We start from the raw sequence: 22,564 nt of genomic DNA, 5'->3' as shown, positions 1-22,564 counted from the left end.
GTGGGCAAAAGAACAAAAAAAAAATTAAAGTATTGTTAGTTGATGATTAAATCCCAAAAACGTCTTTTGAGTTTTGCGTTGTAATTTCTGCAATTTCTGCTTCAGAAATAGTATAAATATAAGATAATTTTGCTAAAACATTGACTAAATAGCTACTTTCATTTCGTTTTCCACGGTACGGAATGGGCGCCAAATAAGGAGAATCGGTCTCTAAAACAATATGTTTTAAATCGATTTGATTTAGAAACTGATCGATTTTTCCGTTTTTAAAAGTTACGACTCCGCCAATTCCCAACTTCATATTATAAGATATTGCCCGCAGCGCTTGTTCGTGTGTTCCGGTAAAACAATGAAAAATTCCGAACAAATCATCCGATTTTTCTTCTTCTAAAATTTCAAAAATTTCATCAAAAGCTTCACGGCAATGAATTACGATGGGCAATTTATATTGTTTTGCCAACTGAATTTGCCTTCTAAAAGCGATTTGCTGCTCTTTTAAATGCGTTTTATCCCAATACAAATCGATCCCGATTTCGCCGACAGCGTAGAATTTTCTTCTGGCTAATTCGGTTTCAACATGTTGTAATTCTTCTTCATAATTATCTTTCACATAAGTAGGATGCAAACCCATCATCAAAAAGACATAATCTGGATAGTTTTGTTCTAAATCGTACATTGATTGTGTGGCAGCGGCATCAATTGCGGGAATAAAAAAACGTGTTACTCCTGCATTTATGGCTCTTTGCATCATTTCGTCACGATCCTGATCAAATTCTTCAGAATATAAATGAGTATGTGTATCGGTAATTATGGGTGTTGAATTCAATGGTGAAATTTTTAAAAAGCCAAAATTACGACAATATTAAAAACTTTCCCAATCTTGATGAAATGGCACGCGGATGACACGGATTCACTTCATGAAAGCGCGGATGAACACGGATTTTTTATTTGATAATGATCTGAGCGAACTCATGTTATGTCGAGGAACGAGAGGTCTCCGCAAGTATCTTTGTACAGAGACCCCCAATCTTTGTCTAGATTCTTGTGTGACCCTTCGTTCCTCAGTCTAACAAACTATGTATTATTTTCCAGTTTCAACAAACAGCAAAGCGCGATCTAAAACCTCGTCTCTTCCTTCCTGAATTCCTTTGATAGTTGGTTTTACTTCAATATCAGGAACGATACCGATTCTTTGAGTGTCTCGTTTATCTGGATAGTAAACGCCAATTCCTGAGAAATTCGTATTAAATCCCTCAAAATCAAAAATAGAAACATTGCCGTCTGCACCAGCCGTTTGGCTTCCAACAATTGTAGCGTGGCCACAAGTCTGAAAACACATTGCTGTCCATTCTGCCTGACTTTGAGCGTCTTCATTTAATAAAAGGACCACTTTTCCTTTGTAATAATCTTTATTATCAAAACCAATTGAGGCTCCACTAGTCCATTTATATCTTCCTGGATAAGTTAAATCTGGAATTGTGTAAATGGCAAATTTCTTTTCCTGAGCGTTTAAAAAATTTCCTATTGGTTCAAAAGTCCCTTTTGGGTAATTTCTCATATCAAAAACAATTGCTTTTGTATTTTTTAGTGCTTCAATCATATCTGGAATGTTTTTTCTATCTATAATTCCCATATTAACATAGCCGATATTATTCTCCAAAAGTTTGAATTTTTCCTTCTTTTTTCGCGCTCCTTTTTTAAATTCATTTCTGTGAGAATCATGATAATCATACCAGGTCATTGTTTTTGTCACATACTTTTCATTTTGAAGGAATTCTACTTTTACCTTGTCATCTGTATAGGTTATTAAAATTTTCTCTGCCAGTTTGTCCAAATATTTAGGCTCGTTTGAAGCACAAATCAAATCTCTGTTCTCTGCAATAATTTCTCTTATCGTTTTATCATTTATTTTGGTAATTACAGTACCTACTTTGATATCATCGGCCTGAGCCAGACTATCGGCTAAAATCTCTGTAACGACCAGTTTCTCATCAATTATTTTTCCTCGAGCGGGAAAAAAATTCTTTGCTGTTGCATTGTCTTTAAGAGATGGGTACAAGTAAAACTCCGTATGACTGTCATCAATTCTGGATACTAATTTTCGCATTGCCAGATAAAACTCATCTTGATTCCCTGCTTTAATTGCAAGTGGTATTATTTTTTCTAAAGTAACATCCCATTTCTGATCCATTAAATATTTATCCGGAAAAAAATATTCTACCAGATTCCAGTACATAAATACCATTCGAAGTTTTGAGTTTTTATCTGCAAAATCCGGATGCTTCGTATTCTCATTTTTCAGACCAACATGACCACCACCATCTCTACCAAAAATATAAAATTGTTCTCCCTGAAATCTGTTCTCTTCAATAAATTTCAACTTCTTAGAAAGCTTTTTCGAAAACAATTTATTACTGTTAATCCACGATAAATCGAAGTTTTCATCAAAATATTCGACATCTTTTGGCTGTGCAATTGGTGCAATTTCTGGCACAACTCCCAAATCATCGATCCAGTTTTCGAGAACTAATGAAAATTCTGCTTTTGTTTGTGCTTTATCAATTTTAGGTAAAACATCAAGAAGCTGTTGATCCCAATTAAAATCGCCAGTGGCTATTTTTGGGTGATAATATTTTAAGAAACCCCAAACCTTGCAGGTTGCAGCAAGTTTTTCAGTTTCTGTAATTTTGGCTTGACCAAAGGTAATTTGTGTAAAAACTAAGAGAAAAAACAGGGCATTTTTTTTCATTTAAATAGGATTAGACTTTAAATAGGGTAGTTTATTAGATATAATTATTTTCCGTTTTTAGCAAACAATACAGCTCTCTCCAGAACTTCATCTTTACCTTGCTGGGCGCCTACAATAGTTGGTTTTACTTCAATATCCGGAACAATACCGATACGTTGTGTTTCTTTTTTATTTGGATAAAAAACACCAGCAGAAGTAAAGGACGAATCAAAACCTTTGATAATGGTAAAATAGTAATTGGGTCCGTCAGCACCTGAAGTCTGACTACCAATAACAGTAGCATTTGGTGCTGTTTGGAGACTCATTGCTGTTTGCTCACCAAAACTATGAGTTCCAGCGCCTACCAAAACAACTACTTTGCCTTTATAATACTCTGGATTAATTTTACCACATTCTTCCATCTCATTATTGAAATAGTAACGACCAGGATAACTCAAATCCTGATAAAGCAATCGCAATATCGGTTTAGGTTCTGGATTTAAATATTCGCTTACTAGAAAATCAGTATAGGTTGGTCTGTTTCTAACATCAAAAATAATAGCCTGAGTATTTTTCAATTTTTCCATCATTTCAGGAACTTCCTCTTTTGGCACTTTATTCATTTTTACATAACCAATGTTATTTTCCAGAATTTCCCATTTTGGTGACGTCTTTTGCGGTGATCTTTTAATTTTTTCACCTGGATAACGATGTATCTTTTTTTGTGAGGTGACGTTATCCCTAATAAATTCAATCTCTATTTCATCAGTATTTCCGCTAAACATCAAAAAACCGCCATTTACTGTTGCCACAGCCTTGTTAGAACCCTGCACATATTTAAAAATTTCTTCTAATCTTTTTCCAACAGTTACACCATCAATTTTGGTTACAATATCTCCTATTTTTAAGTCATCGATTTTTGCCAAAGAATCATTTGCTACCGTAGTAATTACCGCTTTATCGCCTATAAATTTAGTTCCGAAAGCAGTATATTTTTCACCGCCTAAGTATTTCATCATTCCCGAATTAAAAGTCGCGGCATGGCTATCGTTAAGTTTTATCGATATTTCACGCATGGCCATTAAAAATTCTTTTTCAGAAGAAGGATCTGCAATTTGTGGCAAAATTTCAACCAGAGCCTGATCCCATTTCTGATCCATTACATATTTATATGGGAAAAAATATTCTGTATAATTCCAAAAACGGAATAATGCTAATAGTCTCAATTTTTTATCTGTCCATTGAAAATCAGGATAAGCAGGTTCGTTTACAAATTGAAGCGCCACTTCTTTTCCATCACGATTTACATAATGATTTGAACCCTGAAATCTATTTTCATTAATAAAATTAAGCTTCTTTGAAAGACTTTTTGAAAACAATTTGTCTTTTTGTGTCCACTCTAAATCCAGGTTTTTATAAAAATAATCTCTTTTCTGATCATCTGCCAAAGGTTTATTTACGGATACAGTACCTAAGTCATCTATCCATTTTTCTATAACTATCGAATAGGCTTCTTTAGTCTTTGCATTTTCAATTTTTGGTAAAACTTCAAAAAATTTTTCATCCCAATTTGTTTTGCCAGCAGCAACTACAGGATGATAGTATTTTAAGAATCCCCAAACTTTACAGGTTGCGGCAAGCTTTTCGTTTTCAGTAATTTTGGCCTGGCCGAAAGTAATTTGTGTAAGAACTAAAAGAAAAAAGAGGGTAATTTTTTTCATTAAATAATGGTTAAGTTGTAAATAGTTTTGGGTAATTTGGCATAAAATAAATTCGAATGTAGTTATTAAAATTTGAATTTAATTACGGGTTTACGTAAAGACGAAAAAGGATTTTACCACAAAGTGCACAAAGAGTTTTCACAGAGATTCACAAAGATTTAATTTGAAATGCTACATTTTGTAGAGATCATACAGTTTCTCTATATAAATCCGTTTTAATCAGAGTAAATCTGTGGCTAAAAAAAATTCGCAAAGCTTTTAAAACTCTGCGAACCTCTGTGCTATTCTTCGTGTATCTCTGCGAAATAATTACTAATCTAAAGCATCTAAAAGCTCCTGAACTTCATCATAATCTTCATAGTCCTGAGAAATGGTTTGCAGGATTTGCTTACAGCTTTTATAATCTTTTTGCTTCAATTTCATTAAGGCTAAATTCCAAAGTGCCTTGTCTTTGTAAATTGGACTTGATGCTTTTAACTCATTAAAAACAGCTTCTCCTTTTTGGTATTCACTGGTTTCTAATAAAGAAACACCATAATAATATTGAACTTCTGGTGTTTTGTTGTCTTTTAAAGCCATTTCAAAAAACAGAATTGCCTCTTTAAATTTTCTGCTATTAAAAGCTTTTTCGGCTTGTAAGAGATGCATATCCGTAGTGCTTCTTTCCGTAAAATGAGCTTGCCCGGGATGATTGTAATCATGAAAAGACGGATTTTGATTGTAGTCAAAGAAGAACAATCCGAATAAAAGAACAACAGAGGCTGCCGCCGCTAAATACCACGGACGCATCAGTACTACCTTTGGTTTTTCTTTATTGAAATGTTTTTCTGCAATCTGATCCAGATTTTCCTTAAAAGCTTCTCTTTCGGCTTCAAATCCAAATTTATTTTGCAATTGAAGCTCTACTGCTTTAAAAGTCTCGAACTCTGCCGCAAATTCCGAATCTTCGGCTAATTGCTTTTCAAAATCAGTTTTTTCAGCAGCAGTCATTTCGCTTTGAAGATATTGATCAAATAATATATAGCGCTCTTCGTTCATGACTAATTGTTTTTTAGAGAATTAAAATTTTTAGCTTCCTGAATCCACTGCGTTAACTGACCAACGCACAACGATTTCTTTTTACGGACATAACCATAAGTTACGTTGAGTTTTTCAGCAACTTCTTCCATCGACTTAATTGAAAAACTTAGCTTTAAAAGCTCCTGACATTTCTCTCCCAATTTTTGAAACATACTATCAAAAAGCTGTTGTTTTTCGTCAAATTCTTCTGTTTGTCCAATCAAATCCAGTGCAGATTCATTCATAGATACTATATCTTCATGAATTGTTACCCCTTTATTAGATGTTTTTTTAAACTCATTCAGCCATTTTCTTTTGCACAATAAAAAGAAGTAGGCATCAAATGGGCAGGTCAATTTTAAGGTATTGGTTTTTGCCTGATTAAAAAGCAATATCATCACCTCCTGAACAATATCTTGTGCCTGCTCTTTATCGCCAGAATTATTCATGACAAAAAAAACGACTTTGGGAACGAACTTTTTATAAATAGACTGAATGATTGCCGAGTCATTTGCAGCAAGACCTTCAATATACATTTGGTCAGGATGAATTTTATTATTGCCCATAAAAAAACTTTTTGATAGCTAATTTAGAAAAAGAATCTGAAATAATACTCCTTTCATGGGGTAACAATTACAAAATCAAGTTGATATAGAACTGTCGTTATTCCTTACACCCAAAAAACAAGGTAAAATAGAAACGTATCAAGTCACCAACAAAAAAAAACTGAATCAATTTTATGAAATGACTTCGGCCAAAAAACGAAATGGTTTTGTCATTGTCGAATACGAAACAAATCAGAAAGATTTATAAAAACCAGAAATCACGAACTCAAAATTGCTAAAATTACGTTTTTGAATTACAAATGGATTCCAGATGCGCAGAAATGGTCTTACTACTGGAGCTCGTTTGCGTATTAAGGTTCGATCTCACAGACAGAAAAACATCAAATTATATCTATTACATCATTAGTTTATTGACTGTAATTGGTTTATTTTTGATACTCAATCACTATCGAAAATGGAAAATCTTCACGAGACTCTCAAGAAAAAGAATTACAAAAAAATAAAATTCAAAGTTACCAGAACACAGCATCTTTTGATAAAAGCTAAAATTAATGGTATTTTGGGAAATTTTATTCTTGATACAGGAGCTTCCAATACCTGCATAGGTTTTGAAGGTGTTGAACTTTTTAGTATTACAGCAAAAAAATCAAAAACCAAAGCTTCAGGAGCTGGCGGAACCGGCATGAGAACGCAAATTTCGGCTAGTAATCTTTTACAAATCGGAAGCTGGAAAAATGCAGATTTCAGTTTGGTCATTTTTGATCTTTCTCATGTTAATGAAGCCTTAGAAGCCTATAAATCAAAAGCGGTCGATGGCATTATTGGTGCCGATGTCCTACTTGAAGGCAAAGCTATTATCGATTATTATAATCATTATTTATACCTAAAATTATAAATTCTAATTGTTGAAATTCCGAATTCCGAAACTTTAAAATTCAACATTTCCTATTTTAAAGAAAATTTTAATTGCATTTATTTTTGCAAGAAAATTATGCTTTACACAATTGTAGAATAGCTTTTTGTATATATTTGTTAAGTCCATTTTAACAAATCTAATACTATGAAAAAAACTCTACTTTGTTTTCTTTTCTTGTTTACTACTACCTTTTTTTATGCTCAAATCAATGATATTGTGCACTGCCCCGGAGACAATAATTTTGATCTGGCTAAGCAAAAACCCCTTTTAATTGGAAATCTGAATCCGGATGAGACAACCGTAAGTTTTCACTTAAGTCTGGCTGATGCAACCAATAATACAAATGCAATCGCAACCCCTTCAAATTACAATGCAGCTGTAGGTGTTACAACTATCTACGTCAGAATTGATAATAACGGGACTATTACAACCAATTCTTTTAATATAAAAGTTGTTTCAGCTTTAAATATAACAGCAACAAACACCCCTGTTTTTTGTAGTGGGGAAAAGGTATCATTGACAGTTACCCCTTCTGGAGGAGTTGGTCCATATTATTATTCTTTAAATGGAGGTTCTTTCTCAAGTAACGCTACTTTTAATAATTTATCTGCGGGAGTTTACAACATACAAGTTTTAGATACTGGTACCAGCTGTCCGACTACATTTATCTACACCATAGCAGCGTCACCGCTTTTAAATGCAACCGCAATGATCTCAGGCCAAATGGTGACTATTACGCCAATTGGAGGAACTACACCTTATCAATATTCATTAGAAGGAATAAACTATCAGCTAAGTCCGAATTTTGCAAATTTAACACCTGGAAACCATGTTTTTATGGTAAGGGATATTAATGGTTGTATAGCAACTGTTTCAGCAACTGTCTTACCTTCTTTAACTACAACAGCCATTATTACCAAAGAAATGGATTGTAGCCCAAATAGCAACGCTTCAATAACCATAGCTGCTGCCGGCGGGCAATCTCCTTATACTTATTCTCTAAATGATGGACCTTTTCAAGCCAATAATGATTTTAATAATTTATTTCCGGGGACTTATTCTATAAAAGCAAAAGACGCCGTAAATACAATTTCAAATCCAACCGCAATAACAATAAATCCACTTGTGGTTTTAAGCACAACTGCTTTGGTTACAAACCCAACAAGTTGTAGTACAGGAACAATAACTGCCATGGCAACAGGAGGAAAAGCGCCTTATGTTTACTCTTTTGATGGCGGAATAAATTTTATCTCTTCTAATATTTTTAGCACTCCCAATCCTGGGACTTATGTTATAATTGTAAAAGACAGTAAAGGATGTTTATCTTCATCATTTACGACAACAGTACAGCCTGCTCAGGCATTAACTATTACAGCTTCAAATAAACCAATATTATGCAACGGAGAAACTGCATCGCTAACAATTAATGTTTCTGGTGGCAGCGGTTCTTACCAATACACCCTTAATGAAGCTTCGTTTGTAAATGACAGCTATTTACCCGCGGGAATTTACAACATAGAAGTACGTGATATTGCTACTGGTTGTATAGCCACAACTAACTATACGATCACGGAACCAACAGCTGTAACTGCGACCTATATGGTGCAAAATCAAAACATAGCCGTTATTACTGCTAGTGGAGGAACGGGTCCATATCAATACTCATTAGATGGAATCAGCTACCAGGCAAGCAATGTTTTCACGAACTTAATTCCGGGAACATATGATATAAGAGTAAGAGATGCTCAAGGATGTTCAACAACTCTAAGAGCAATTATTGCTCCTTTTTTACATGCTGCTGTCGCTATAACTAAAGAATTAGATTGTACAGGTAATGGCAATAATGGTGCGATAAATGTTGCTGCTATAGGTGGACAAGCTCCATATCTATATTCAGTAGATAGCGGATATACTTATCAAGGACTTAATATTTTTAACAATCTAAGTGCCGGCACCTATTCTGTTACGGTAAAAGATGCTTTAAATTCGGTTACTAATCCAACTTTAATAACGTTAGACCCGCCTGTTCCTGTTAACGGAGTTGCACTTGTTACCGCCGCTACCAGTTGCACAAGTGCATCGATGATGGTACATGCAACGTCTGGACAGTCTCCGTTTTACTATTCTATTGATAATGGACAAACTTTTACCAATAGCAATATTTTTAGTAATTTGAGTCCGGGCAATTATACTTTTTTTATAAAAGATAGTAAGGGTTGTGTTTCTCCTCCCCTATTTAATATGGTACAGCAATCTCCTCCTCAATTACTTGCAACAGCCTCAAGCACGCCACTAGTTTGTGCTAAAGACAAAACGACAGTAACAATTAATGCTACAGGAGGACAAACTCCCTATCAATATGCATTAAATAATGGTACTTTTACAGGTAGCAATACTTTTAATATTCCTCATGGAACTCATTATATTACTGTAAAAGATGCTGTCGGTTGTATGGTTTCTGTCGAACACATGGTAGTACAACCAACACCTATATATCCGGATATTGATATTGATGGTCAGACTATAACTATAAATGGTCAGGCGGGAACCGCGCCTTATCAATATTCAGTGGATTCTGCACCTTATCAGACTGAAAATGTCTTTACAAACTTAAGTGCCGGCAGTCATAGTATAAACTTAAAGGATGCAAAAGGATGTGAATCTTATGGCTTTAGTGTTACTATTTCAGATAAAGATCCTTTAATTGCTACAGCAGCTATTACAAAACAAGTAGATTGTATTAGTAACGCTGAAATTACAATTACCGCTACTGGTGGGCAACTTCCTTATCAATATTCACTTGATGGCGGAGTAAATTTTCAAGATAACCCTGTTTTTACTAATTTACCTGCAGGAACTTATACTGCTTTTGTAGCAGATGCTCTTTATAGTGCAGGCAATAGCAATACAATCAAAATAGAAGCGCCGGCAACGGTAACTGCAACTGTCGCAATCTCAAAGGCGGTAGCTTGTGGCGAAAGTGATACCGTGACTATTACTGCTGCCGGCGGAAAAGCCCCTTATTTGTATTCTTTTGATGAATCAAACACATACTCATCTGTAAATATTTCTAATAGCTTACAACAAGGATCGCATACTGTATTTGTAAAAGATAGTAATGGCTGTTCTACTATTCTCTCTGTTCTAATAGAATCTTCTGATGTATTATCTGTATCCCTAACAACTAAAAATCCGTACTGTTTTCATGATACAAGTGGAAAAATAATTGCAACAGCAACCGGAGGAAAGGCACCTTATGCTTATTCAATTGGAAACGATTATGTTGGAAGTAATACTTTTGATAATTTATCCGCCGGACAATATACTGTAAGCGTAAAAGATGCCCTTGGATGTATCAGTACAGCAATTGTATCTATCGTAGATCCTACTATTTTATCAGCAACTGCTAGTAGTACAAACTCAACGACAAGTACTAATAGTGATGGAACGATTACGGCTACTGCTACCGGAGGAGCTGCTCCTTATCTTTATGCAATAACAGATAGTAATGGTTTACCAATGAATTTTCAAAACTCTTTTGTTTTTACAGGCTTAAAAGCTGGATCATACGACATTCATGTAAAAGATTCATTGGGATGCACAACTTTTCAACCCAATATTATTATCGTTAATAAACCGACTCCAATTGTGGTTAATGTTGACATAACAGCAGTAACTTGTGTTAATCCGGTTGGAATAATAAAAGTTAATGCTACTGGAGGCATACTTCCTTATAAATATTCATTTAATGGTGCTAGTTATGTTCCTTCAAACATTTTTACTGTGGCACCAGGTAGTTATATAATAACGGTAAGCGATGCTGACAATAACCAACGCTCAATTGTTGCAGATATAATTCCGGTAAGCGCGCCTTCTGTTACAGCAGCAGTAACTTCAAATGTGCTTTGCAAAGGTGATAATACAGGAAGCATAAAAGCTGCCGCCATTGGAGGAAAGGCCCCTTATAGTTATTCTTTAGATGGCGTTAGCTTTAACACTACGGATACATTTACTAATTTACGTGCCGGTACTTATACTATTACGGTCAAAGATGTCAATAGTTGTTTTTCTACAACAACAATTACTTTAACTGAACCTATTGAAGCGCTATCAGCAACAGCTTTTCCTGTTAATGATCAATCAATAGTTGTAACTGCAAAAGGAGGAACTGCACCTTATAAATATTTTCTACAGGATAAAGGCGGCGTTGTAGTGGCAGGTCCGCAAGACAATGGAGTATTCGCCAGACTTCCTCTGGGGCTGTATGGTGCACAAATTACAGATGCTAACGGATGTGGCTACATTGTTGGTGGAATTAACATTATACCGTCACCTCCACTTTCTGCCACTGCTGATGTTGTTGCTACAAATTGTATAAATCCCGGAACAATAACTGTTCAGGCGACAGGAGGTTTCCAGCCCTATTATTATTCATTTGACGATGGTGCAACTTTTACCATTTCAAATGTATATTCAAGCTTTATACCAGGTAACTATGCAATCAAAGTTCGTGATTATAAAAACACTATAGTTTCTCTTACTGCGTCACTTACTCAGGGAAATCTTCCTGTAATTAATGCGACAGTTACCAACGTTACTTGTAAAGGCTCAGCTAGTGGTTCGATAACTGCAACTGTATCTGGCGGATATGCTCCTTATACTTTTTCCCTCAACAACGAACCATTTATAACTACTATTGGCAATAATATAATTTTTTCTAATTTGCAGGCTGGTGTTCATAGAATAACAATGAAGGATGCTAACGGGTGTCTAACAGAAAATCAGGTTGTTATTTCAGAACCTACATCTAAATTAACGACAGTAACAACAGTAAAAAATCAAACGATTACTGTCAATGCTTCTGGCGGTGCTGGCAATTACAATTATGCAATATCCCCTAACTTAGATAAATTCTCAACAAATAATGTATTCTCAGATTTAACTCCGGGCTTTTACAACGTTATTGCTATGGATGCAAATGGATGTTTTGTAATGATGAACGTTCTGGTTGATCCACCGGCTCCTTTAATAGACGGTAAAGATAAAATGACTCTTGAATTTAAACCAGGGCAAACATTAGCAGACCTTATCATTGATGGTGAAAATATCAAATGGTATAGTAGTCAAAATCCTTTAGCTGGTAAAAACAATAAAGCAAACGATACTCCACTACCATTAACAACTGTTCTTGTGGATGGAACTACTTATTATGCTTCTCAAACCATAAACGGAGTTGAGAGTAAAGAGCGACTTGCCGTGACTGCAAAATTGAATGGAGCGCTTTCTACTCCAAATTTTGTATTGCCTAATTTTACATTCTATCCAAATCCAGTACTGCATAGTTTAACAATAAGCAATACTGCTGTTATTGATGAAGTTGAAATATTCTCAGTTGCCGGAAAATCTATTTTAGCTAAAAAAATAAATAGCGAGCATTCTGAAATTGATTTGTCCAATATTGCTTCTGGCTTTTATTTCTTAAAAGTAAACTCAGAAGGTCAGACCAAAACAATCAAAATTGTGAAGAAATAAAGGATTGTTAAATTCCAATATTTAAAATCCAAATTCCAACCTAAAACTTCATCTAAATAAAAAATCCCAAATTCCAATTAAGGAATTTGGGATTTTATTTTTTACCAGTTCCAAAATTGGAATTTGGATTTTAAATATTGGAATTTTTAAAAATTCTTAATGTGTATGTTTAGGATTAAAACCGTCTTCACTTAATTCGGTATGCTCATAATCGGCAACCATTTCAGCTTCGTAATCGATTTTTTCTCCTTTGCTAACTTTAGCAATTATTTTTTCCATGATGTTATAAATAACCGGAACAACAATCAGCGTTAGGAATAAAGAAGAAATTAATCCTCCGATAATTACCCAAGCCAATCCGTTTTTCCATTCAGCTCCAGCTCCAGATGCTAATGCAATTGGGAACATACCAAATACCATCGCAATTGTAGTCATCAAAATCGGACGTAAACGAGCGTGGTTCGCCTGAATTAATGCCGTTCTTATTGATTCTCCAGCTGCTCTTCTTTGGTTCGTATAATCGACAAGCATGATTGCATTCTTACACACCAGACCAATCAACATGATGATACCTAAAATGGTAAAGATGTTTAATGAGTTATTTGTTAAAGCTAATGCCAACATCGCACCAATAAACGAAAGCGGGATAGCAAACAATACTACGAATGGGTGAACGAAACTGTCGTACAAACTCACCATTACTAAGTAAACCAAGATAATAGCGGCTAATAAAGCGATTCCTAAAGTACCAAAACCTTCTGATTGGTTCTCCTGGTCACCTCCCCAGATATAGTTAACACCAGCTGGTTTTTGAAGTTTATCTAACTTCGCCTGCCATTGTGTTACAATTGTTCCTGAAGGAACCCCAACGTTTTGTCCTTTTACAGTTACCGACGCTGATTTATCTCTACGCTCTAACTGGCTAGGTCCAGAACCTTCTGTAATTGTTGCAAATTGAGATAATTTAATTTGTTGGCCAGCTGCATTGATGAAAATCAAATTACTAACATCAGTAATACTTTTTCTATCGAATGCATTGTATCTGATGTTGATATCGTATTCGTATTCACCAGCTCTGTATTTACCATCTGTGTTTCCGCTAAAAGCAGTTTGCATGGTTAAACCAACTGTTTGTAATGTCAACCCTAAAGCAGCCATTTTATCACGATCTACTTTAACGTTGATCTCAGGGTTACCATCTTCAACTGTTAATTTGATCTCTGTTGTTCCAGGAATAGTACGTAATTCAGCTTCTGCTTTTTTAGCAAATGCCATAGCCGCTTCTGTTGAAGGACCTGTTACAATTAATCCTAAAGTTGCATCTTCAGCAGTACCTAAGATACCAACCGGAACTGTTTTTACTTTTGCGCCAACTAATACTTTTTCTAATTTACGTTTGATTTTTGCAGCGTATACGTTTGCATCATCTGTACGATCTTTTTGCTCGATCATTTTTACGTCAATCTCTGCTTTATAAGCTGTAGCTTGCGACGCTCCAAATCCTTCAGAAGTTTGTCCTACCGTTGTAATTTGGCTGTGAACATATTCCTGAGCTTTCAAATAAGCTTCTGCTTTTTGCGTCATGAAATTCGTTTGTTCTAACGAAGCATCTTTTGGCATTTCGATTTGAACTAAGAACTCTCCACTATCAGAAGAAGCGAAAAATTCTCCTCCAATGAAACCTCCACCCATTAATCCAACTGTAGATACTAAGAACAATACAATTACAACTACAAAAGTTTTAATATAATGATCCAAACACCAAGTCAATAAGTCAGAAACCCAGTTGGTAAAACGTGTTAAATAACTTTCGAAACCAAGAATAATTCTTCCGAATAAATTTTTTCCTTCAATATGCTCTAATTTACCAAAACGAGATGATAACCATGGAATAATAGTAAATGAAGCTAAAAGTGATAATAAAGTTGATATAATTACCGTAACACAGAATTGTGTAATGATATTAGAAACCAAACCAGAACTCATCGCGATAGGCAAGAATACCACCACAATTACTAAGGTAATCGAAGTTACGGTTCCACCAATTTCGGCTGTTCCATCATATGATGCACGGATTCGGCTTTTACCCATTTCCATGTGCCTGTAGATATTCTCCAAAACCACAATCGCATCATCCACAAGAATACCAACCACCAGAGATAATCCTAATAAACTCATTAAGTTTAATGTATATCCCATTAAATAAATACCAATAAATGTTGCAATCAAAGAGGCAGGAATAGAAACCATTACGATCAACGAGTTTCTAATACTGTGAAGGAAGAACAACATTACAAATGCTACCAGAATTACCGCAATCAATAAATCGTGAACAACAGAATCTGCTGCTTCAAGAGTAAAGATTGTACTGTCTTTTGCAACTTCTAATTTTAAATGATTTTTTTCATAATCTTTTTCAAGAATGGTAATTGTTTTCAATAATTGCTCACTTACCGCAACTGCGTTTGCATCCGATTGTTTAACGATTTGTAAAACAATCGCACTTTTTTGATCTACACGAGATATTTTCTCAGCTACTTTTTGAGTATCCTGAACGTCTGCAATATCACTTAAACGAACCTGAATTCCGTTTTGAGAAGAAACTACTAAGTTTCTTAATTCTTCAACACTTTTATATTTACCCGCTAAACGAATTAATATTTTTTGATTTCTCGTTTGGATGTTTCCTGTTGGGAAATCTAAGTTTGAACTCAAAATATTTTGTTGAACCTGAGGGATAGATAATCCATAACCCTGCATTTTTAATGCATCAAGATTTACCTGAATCTCACGTTCCTCACCACCGATAATATTTACCTGCGCCACACCTTGTACACGAGACAAAATAGGAGCAATTTTTTTATCAATTAAGTCATAAAACTCTGCTTCGTCCATTTTTCCGTTGGCACCAAGCGTCATGATTGGTAAATCACTCAGCGAGAATTTGGTTAACGAAGGCGTTTCAGCATCATCTGGTAAATCACTAATAATCGCATTGATTTTTCGTTGCGCATCATTTAAGGAAAAATCGACTTTTGCGTTTGATGTCAGTGTAATCGAAACGATAGATAAACTTTCGTATGATTTTGAGTCAATTTTCTTAACATTTTCCAGGGATGCAATTGCATCCTCAATTTTCTTAGTTACCGTGTTTTCTACCTCACTTGGAGAAGCTCCAGGATAAATTGTAGAAATTGTAATAACGTTTTGCTCAAATTTAGGGATCAGCTCATAGCCTAATTGGCTGTAGCTGAACAATCCACCAAGTGTCAGAATTGTAAACAATACAATTACTAACGACGGACGTTTTATGGATATTTCGGCTAATTTCATATATTTCTTTTAAATTTTATTAAGTCCTTAGTTTTTAGTCCTTAGTCTCTTGAGATTATTTACTTTGAATAATTCCAAGGACTAAGTACTCTGTACTAACCACTAATTACTTTTTTATTTAATAATTTCTACTCTGTTACCGTCTTGTAAGTTGATCTGACCGGTAGTAATTACTTTTTCGCCATCAGATAATCCATTGATGATTTCTACCTGATCTCCTAAAATTCTTCCCGCAGTTACTTTTCTCAATTTTGCGATACCATTCTCAGCTACAAAAATTTCGTTGCTGCTTACACTTCCTACGAATGCGTTTCTAGGCACAACCATTAACTGTTGTTTTTGTTGGTTTGAAGCAAAATTTGCCGTTCCGTACATACCTGCTTTCAGGTCATTGTTTGTATTATTTGCAATTTCAATTTCAACAGGAAAGTTTAAACTCTCGTCAGCTTTTGCAGCAATAAAAGTGATTTTTCCAGAGAAATTTTTATCAGGATAAACACTAGCAGATACATTGATAGTATTTCCAACTTTTAAACTTGCTACCTGATTTTCGTTTACTGTAACTACTAATTTTAATTTAGAAACATTTACGATATCAAACAATGCAGTTGCCGGCATTCCTGTTAAGATAGATCCTGGCTCAATGTATTTTTTATTGATAAATCCGCTGATTGGCGCTTTTACTCTTGTATCTCCAACATTAATGTTTGCCTGAGTTAAATTAGACTGAGCGTTTGTTAAAGCCAATTTTGCCTGATCTAATTGTTGTTTGGTAACACCGCCCGTTTTAAAAGCATTTTCATATCTCGCGTAATCTGATTTTGCATTTGCGTATACAGCCTGTGCTTGTTGTGCATTTACATTGATTACGTCACCTCTCATTGTCAATAAAGTTTGACCTACTCTTACGTAATCTCCTTCTTTTGCCAAAACGCTAATTACTTTCCCTGATTTCTCAGCAGAAAATGTTAACTGTTGGATTGGTTGGAAGTTTCCATTTGCAACGAAGTCTAATGAAACTTCTTCTGTTTTTACCGGAGAAATTTTTACTGAAACCGCAGCATTTTTTTCAGCAACGATATCGGTTTTAGCTTTATTCTCCTTCTTATTATTATTTAAGATATATCCAATCACCCCTAAGGCCGCGATTATGATTACGATTGTTATAATAGTTTTCTTCATTGTAATTAGTTATTTAATAAGAGTTTTTAGTTCGCCTTTTGATTTGATTAGTGTTATCTCAGCAATTTTGTAATTTAAAACTGCTCTTGTAAAATTATTTTGAGCCTCAAGAGATTCGTTTTCAGCATCTAATAAATCGGTTAATGACGCTAATCCCTGAAGGTAATTGTTTTTTGTATCGCTTAAAATCTCTTTTGCCAAACGCATGTTTTCTCTTTGATTATTAATCGTGATAAGGTTGTTCTCAATTTGAGCCATTGCGTTTCTGTAATCAAGATCCAATGAAAGTTTGGTGTCTTTAATATCTTCCTGAAGTGATCTAATTTCAACATCTGCCTGTCTTACTTTAGCACGAGTTCCGAAACCTGTAAAGATTGGCACATGTAAATTCAATCCAATTGCAGAATAATCAGACCAATAAACACCATCTCTTGGTTTTGCAAAAAGAGGCATTTCAGGACCCTGACCAATATAATTGTAACCCGCAACCAGGTTTAATGTTGGATAGTACAATGCTTCAGTAGCTTTCTTATTAAACACTAATAATTCTTCTTGTTTTTTCAAAAGCAAATATTCTGTTCTGTTTTCTACATTTGGAACTTCAGTTAAGGCAGCTGGAACCACTTCAAATTCTTCTTTCGGAATCTCGATTTGAGCTTCAATAGGCATTCCCATATAAAACTTCAAAGCATTTTCCTGTAAAGTAATCTGATTTTTAATTTGTTGACGTTCTGTATCAATGTTTGACATTTTTACAATAATACGGTCTAAATCAATTTTTTTAGCCAGACCATTATCAAATTGTCCTTGTACAATATTGCGGACTTTAGTTGTATTAACGTAATTGCTATCTAATAAAATTAATCTTTCACGTTGTACATATACTCCGTAGTAATTATTTGCAACTCTTTCGATAACTTGCTCCTCAGTCAACTGATCGTTTATTTGATAAAATTCACGAGTAGATTTAGCAGCTCTCAAACCTGTAAAAACAGACTGATCAAATAATGCCTGAGTCAAAGAGATTCCCGCTCCAGAAGTCCATTTTTGGCCAAAAGTCGCCTGAATAGTAGTTCCTGGCTGACCAAATGAACCTCCATCAATAACATTTGTTTGTAGAATTGGATTATAAGTTAAACTTGCGTTACCGGAGATTTGTGGCAAGGCTCTTGAGCGAATTTCCTGAATTTGATACTCACTATTTTCAACCTGAAGTTTAGATTTTTTTGCATCCGCTTTGTTTTGCAACGCGTATGTAAGAGCCTCTTTTAAGGTTAGGGTTTTGACTTGTGCGTTGGCAGTCAAGCCAATTGAACACAAAAATATAAGAATTACTCGTTTCATATAGATTGATTAATTAAGTACTAAATTTTTTAAGTTGTTTTTCTAATTCGATTATTCCCTTTTCGGTTGCCATTGCTCTGGTATGATATTCCAAAGCTTCTAATTCTATTTTTTGTGCTTCTCTTTCAGAAATTGTAGTTTCATTAATATGAAAAATTAAGGTGTAATAAAATTTCACATATAAATCAATATTCAAATCTGGTCTGTATAAGTTCTCACGGATTCCTTTTAAAATATTATCTTTAAAATAGTGATTGCACTGATCTATTTCATGTGTCATTACATTTTGATAGATTTCAGGATAATGTTTTTTTAACTGATAAAGAGGCGAAGTATCCGTCGCGTTTTTAAACATATCGCGAAACATTTCGCGAATTTCAAAGTTCTCATGAATGGCATTATAATCTTTCGCAACAATGGTATCAATAACCTCATGAACCTGTTTATGAACCATTGAAGTACTTTCTTCAATCAAAACTTCTTTATTACAGAAATATTTGTAAATCGTTTTTTTAGAAATACACATTTCGCCTGCAATATCATCCATCGTAACACTTTTAAAACCGAGCTTTAAAAACAACTCACTCGCTTTTGATATGATTTTCTCTTTCATTTTAAATTCAAATTACATTACAAATATAATTAGGAAACTAAAATTGAAAAAATAGTTTCCATTATATTTGTAATAATTTTACATTAATTTATTCATTATGTAAGATTTATATACTAAATTCCAGATTTGCAATAAGTTTAATATCCTTTCCTAATGCTAAACCACCGTTGAAGTTAAATGCATTATAATCTAAACCAAAGTCCTGACGTTTAATATCTCCCTTAATTTCAAAAGCAACTTTTTTCTGTCCGTTATAAGAATTGACCCCAATAAATTCTGCATCAAGTTCTACAACTCTGGTAACATCTTTTATAGTTAAATCACCTTTGAAAAAATTGATATTATCATTAATCTTCTGAAAGGATGTCGATTTGAAACTGATAATCGGATGCTCGTTTACATTGAATAAATCATTCAATTGCATATGAGAATCGATATGCTGAAAACTGTCATTTTTATTATTAACATCTAATGAAAATTCAACCGAAGCATCTTCGATTTCATTGTCTTCGATATTAACGTAACCGTCAAATTTATTTGTAGTTCCTCCTAAATAGGCAATAATCGAATGTCTCATTTTAATCAAAACATCTGATTGGCTAGAATCTAAGGTCCATGTTGTTTTCATAATTATTTGGTTTTGTTTAGTTTATAACTTATCTAAACTTAAAACGGAAACTTTTACAGTGTTCTGGGTTTCCATTTGAGATTGCAAATATAGACAGGAAACTCTAAACACCAAATAAGTTTCCAAGTTTTTTTTAAAAATAATTTAACAGATTAGAAATGAGATCAATTTTACCTGATTTTAAATCTTAGTTAGCATTTAAATTTTAGCAGGGAATAATTAACATTTGAATTGTATCTTTGAGCCTCGATAATCAGATTTTCATTTTATGCACGATATTAGTCAGTACCAGGAATTTTTCATTAGTTATTTAGAAAACCAAAGCATAGACAAAGAACCCAAAAATCTTTACGAACCTATTACTTATATCTTAGGGCTTGGTGGAAAACGAATGCGTCCGGTATTAACTTTAATGGCTGCAGAAGTTTTTGATGCCGATTATAAAGTAGCGCTTCCGGCAGCTATGGCGGTTGAAGTTTTTCATAACTTTTCGTTAGTTCATGATGACATTATGGACGATGCGCCTTTGCGAAGAGGAAAAGTAACCGTTCATGAAAAATGGAATATTAATACCGGAATACTTTCTGGTGATGCAATGTTGATTCTGGCTTATCAATATTTCGAACAATACGAACCAACTATTTTTAGAGATTTAGCGAAATTATTCAGCAAAACGGCTCTTGAAGTTTGTGAAGGACAACAATGGGATGTTGATTTTGAAGAAAGAAACAATGTTACCATTCCCGAATACCTGAAAATGATTGAATATAAAACAGCAGTTTTAGTTGCAGCAGCCATGAAAATGGGGGCTATTGTAGCGAAAACTTCTGAAAAAGAAGCTGATTTAATTTATGATTTCGGACTGAATTTAGGATTGGCATTTCAGTTGCAAGATGATTATTTAGATGCTTTTGGAGATCCTGAAACCTTTGGAAAACAAGTGGGTGGAGATATTATCGAAAACAAAAAAACCTATTTGTATCTAAAAGCAATTGAGTTTTCATCTGAAGAAAAAGCAGCAGAATTACAACAGTTATTCGGATTACAATTAGAAGATAATTTACAAAAAATAGAAACTGTAAAAGCCATTTTTAATGCATCAGGAGCTTCAAAAGCGACTCAGGAAGCGATAGAAATGTATACCTTTAAAGCTTTTGAAACTTTAGAAAAAATGGATATTAATGCCGAAAAGAAGAGTATTTTGAGAACTTTCGGTGAAAATTTAATGGGACGTAAGGTATAAAAACAATAGCAATAACAATTTCAAAAATCAATTATAAAAGATTGAAAATTGCAATTGACATTGAATTTTGAAATTGATAAAAATATGTTTGTAGCACCAATTAATACAGAATCTTTACTAGCAGAAGCTCAGGCAGAAACTTTATATCTCAACCTGATCGAACAAATCAACAAGGACTTTAATTTAGCGAATGAAGGCATCGATTTCCCGTTAAGTATTTCTCCCAACGAATTGAAGATCCAGCTTCACGAAAAAATCTACCGAATGATTCAGTATAAATTCGCTGAATACTTAAACCTCCTATATATTATTGATGTTTCTGAAATTGAAATAAAAAAACTTGATGGATCGGATTTAGTGATTCTTGCTGAACAAGTTTCGTTTTTGATTTTAAAACGAGAATGGCAGAAAGTTTGGTTTCGAAAGAATTTTAAGTAGAAGGTTCTAAGTTACTGAGATGCTAAGGTTCTAAGGTTTTTGGCCTGATAATACTTTTCAACTTATCTAATTCAGACCAAAGTCCAAATCCATTAGTATCTAGTTTACTTCCTATTATCTGAAAACGACCGCATTTAAAACAGATTTTTGCTATTCCAATCGTTTTTTCTTTCTTCTTAAAAATAAAAATATCCCGATATTCTGCAGCACAAGAAGCATAAGAATCTGGTGACGAATCTTTTTCGCTAAAAACATTTTGAATGTCTTTTTGCTGTTTACTAGTTAAGCTTGATTTTCTATAATTATGCTTTAATAGAATTTTCTCAAAATTTTCTTTTGGAATACTATCAGGAAAATGATGTACATAAATTTCAAAAAATTCTTCTTCCTTTTTAGTATTATTATCCTTCATAAGGATTTTAGTAAAATCATCTTCGGAAAAATCCAAATAATAATGATCGACTTTATCCGAATCAAAAAAAGGTCTTAGTTCTTTTTTTACAACTTTTTTGTTTTCAGTCTTATCTGCCTTTTGAGAATGATTACAACTCAAAGCTATAATTATTGCAATTATGAAAATGTATTTTTTCAAATTTTCTTGTTTTAAAAACCTTAGCAACTTAGTACCTCAGAACCTTAGCACCTTTTAAAAATACGCTCTCACAAAAGGCATAAATCCAGAACCATAAAGACTCTTATTTGGATTATACAAAACATCGTAGCGAGCACCAATCGTTACATTTCCTGTTCTGTAACCAGCACCAAGATACAAGGCCGTATTCCAAAAATCATCAGAATAAGCAGGGACATAATAGGTTTCTTCATAATCTGCATTGACTCTCACCTGCTCTAATTCGGCAGATAACTGCAATTGAGGAATTGGATTTACATAGGTTAGAAAACTTGCTCCGTACACAAAAGATTCATAATAATTTTTTTGATATAAATAACCAAATTGCAACCCAACACCCAGAGATACAATCTCATTAACATTATAAATTGCACTTGGCATTACAGAAATATCGGTGTAACCAGATCCAAATCCAAGACCTAATCCGCCTCCGAACTGAACTTTATCCCAAAAATCATTGTGGTTGTTTATAACATAGTTTTGCTGAGCGGTTGCATAACTAGAAAAAAAGACTGTCATAATCACAAAAAAAGATTTGAAAACGATTGAAATTTGATTTTTCTTCATAGTTAGATCTATTTTTAACAAATTTTTACGTAAAAGTACGTAAAAAAAAGATTTAAATAAATG

The 22,564-nt window shown here is 34.0% G+C and carries 16 protein-coding genes; 4 read left to right on the top strand and 12 right to left on the bottom strand.

The features are described 5' to 3' along the window. Positions 1-46: 46 nt before the first annotated feature. The 5 genes from BUA98_RS03435 to BUA98_RS03415 form a co-directional block, all read right to left on the bottom strand. Positions 47-826, bottom strand: a complete 780-nt coding sequence (locus tag BUA98_RS03435; RefSeq protein ID WP_072970223.1) for a TatD family hydrolase — start codon at positions 824-826, stop codon at positions 47-49. Positions 827-1,081: 255 nt separating this feature from the next. After that, positions 1,082-2,749 carry a S41 family peptidase gene (locus BUA98_RS03430; RefSeq protein ID WP_072970222.1) on the bottom strand — a complete coding sequence of 556 codons (1,668 nt, stop codon included), beginning with the start codon at positions 2,747-2,749 and terminating at the stop codon, positions 1,082-1,084. A 44-nt stretch (positions 2,750-2,793) separates the two neighbouring features. Next, complete coding sequence (locus BUA98_RS03425) at positions 2,794-4,449, bottom strand: S41 family peptidase (RefSeq protein ID WP_072970221.1); 1,656 nt, start codon at positions 4,447-4,449, stop codon at positions 2,794-2,796. Between the two features lie 312 nt (positions 4,450-4,761). Next, positions 4,762-5,487: a tetratricopeptide repeat protein gene (locus tag BUA98_RS03420; RefSeq protein WP_072970220.1), complete on the bottom strand. Its 726-nt coding sequence runs from the start codon at positions 5,485-5,487 to the stop codon at positions 4,762-4,764. Positions 5,488-5,489: 2 nt separating this feature from the next. After that, entirely contained in the window at positions 5,490-6,074 is a 585-nt protein-coding gene (locus tag BUA98_RS03415; protein ID WP_072970219.1) for an RNA polymerase sigma factor, read from the bottom strand. 454 nt (positions 6,075-6,528) lie between these two features. On the opposite strand from BUA98_RS03415, the gene BUA98_RS03410 reads away from it, so the two are divergent. Next, entirely contained in the window at positions 6,529-6,969 is a 441-nt protein-coding gene (locus BUA98_RS03410) for a retropepsin-like aspartic protease (protein WP_072970218.1), read from the top strand. A 165-nt stretch (positions 6,970-7,134) separates the two neighbouring features. After that, positions 7,135-12,522, top strand: coding sequence for a T9SS type A sorting domain-containing protein (locus BUA98_RS03405; RefSeq protein ID WP_072970217.1), 5,388 nt, complete (start codon positions 7,135-7,137; stop codon positions 12,520-12,522). Positions 12,523-12,678: 156 nt separating this feature from the next. Here BUA98_RS03405 and BUA98_RS03400 read toward each other — a convergent pair whose 3' ends face one another. The 5 genes from BUA98_RS03400 to BUA98_RS03380 all read right to left on the bottom strand — a co-directional run bounded on the left by BUA98_RS03400 (position 12,679) and on the right by BUA98_RS03380 (position 19,622). Continuing rightward, the gene (locus tag BUA98_RS03400; RefSeq protein ID WP_072970216.1) at positions 12,679-15,855 is read right to left on the bottom strand and encodes an efflux RND transporter permease subunit; all 3,177 of its coding nucleotides are present in this window, start codon (positions 15,853-15,855) and stop codon (positions 12,679-12,681) included. A gap of 114 nt (positions 15,856-15,969) precedes the next feature. Further along, the gene (locus BUA98_RS03395; RefSeq protein ID WP_072970215.1) at positions 15,970-17,037 is read right to left on the bottom strand and encodes an efflux RND transporter periplasmic adaptor subunit; all 1,068 of its coding nucleotides are present in this window, start codon (positions 17,035-17,037) and stop codon (positions 15,970-15,972) included. 9 nt (positions 17,038-17,046) lie between these two features. Next, the gene (locus BUA98_RS03390; protein ID WP_072970214.1) at positions 17,047-18,381 is read right to left on the bottom strand and encodes a TolC family protein; all 1,335 of its coding nucleotides are present in this window, start codon (positions 18,379-18,381) and stop codon (positions 17,047-17,049) included. Positions 18,382-18,394: 13 nt separating this feature from the next. After that, the gene (locus tag BUA98_RS03385) at positions 18,395-18,994 is read right to left on the bottom strand and encodes a TetR/AcrR family transcriptional regulator (protein ID WP_072970213.1); all 600 of its coding nucleotides are present in this window, start codon (positions 18,992-18,994) and stop codon (positions 18,395-18,397) included. A 106-nt stretch (positions 18,995-19,100) separates the two neighbouring features. Further along, positions 19,101-19,622: a YceI family protein gene (locus BUA98_RS03380; RefSeq protein ID WP_072970212.1), complete on the bottom strand. Its 522-nt coding sequence runs from the start codon at positions 19,620-19,622 to the stop codon at positions 19,101-19,103. A gap of 268 nt (positions 19,623-19,890) precedes the next feature. Here BUA98_RS03380 and BUA98_RS03375 point away from each other — a divergent pair, with 268 nt between their 5' ends. Together BUA98_RS03375 and BUA98_RS03370 are read left to right on the top strand one after the other, a co-directional pair. After that, entirely contained in the window at positions 19,891-20,865 is a 975-nt protein-coding gene (locus BUA98_RS03375; RefSeq protein ID WP_072970211.1) for a polyprenyl synthetase family protein, read from the top strand. A gap of 84 nt (positions 20,866-20,949) precedes the next feature. Continuing rightward, on the top strand, positions 20,950-21,303 hold the full coding sequence (locus BUA98_RS03370) for a hypothetical protein (RefSeq protein WP_072970210.1): 354 nt from the start codon (positions 20,950-20,952) through the stop codon (positions 21,301-21,303). A gap of 22 nt (positions 21,304-21,325) precedes the next feature. Here the strand turns inward: BUA98_RS03370 and BUA98_RS03365 are convergent, their stop codons facing one another. Both BUA98_RS03365 and BUA98_RS03360 read right to left on the bottom strand, forming a co-directional pair. Beyond that, the gene (locus BUA98_RS03365; protein WP_139256988.1) at positions 21,326-21,895 is read right to left on the bottom strand and encodes a hypothetical protein; all 570 of its coding nucleotides are present in this window, start codon (positions 21,893-21,895) and stop codon (positions 21,326-21,328) included. 54 nt (positions 21,896-21,949) lie between these two features. After that, positions 21,950-22,501, bottom strand: a complete 552-nt coding sequence (locus BUA98_RS03360; RefSeq protein WP_072970592.1) for a hypothetical protein — start codon at positions 22,499-22,501, stop codon at positions 21,950-21,952. Positions 22,502-22,564: the final 63 nt, after the last annotated feature.

Origin of the sequence: Flavobacterium saccharophilum, assembly GCF_900142735.1 — a bacterium.
GTDB lineage: Bacteria > Bacteroidota > Bacteroidia > Flavobacteriales > Flavobacteriaceae > Flavobacterium > Flavobacterium saccharophilum.
The sequence above is the reverse complement of the archived record's forward strand: the minus strand, read 5'-3'. Positions and strand labels throughout refer to the sequence as shown.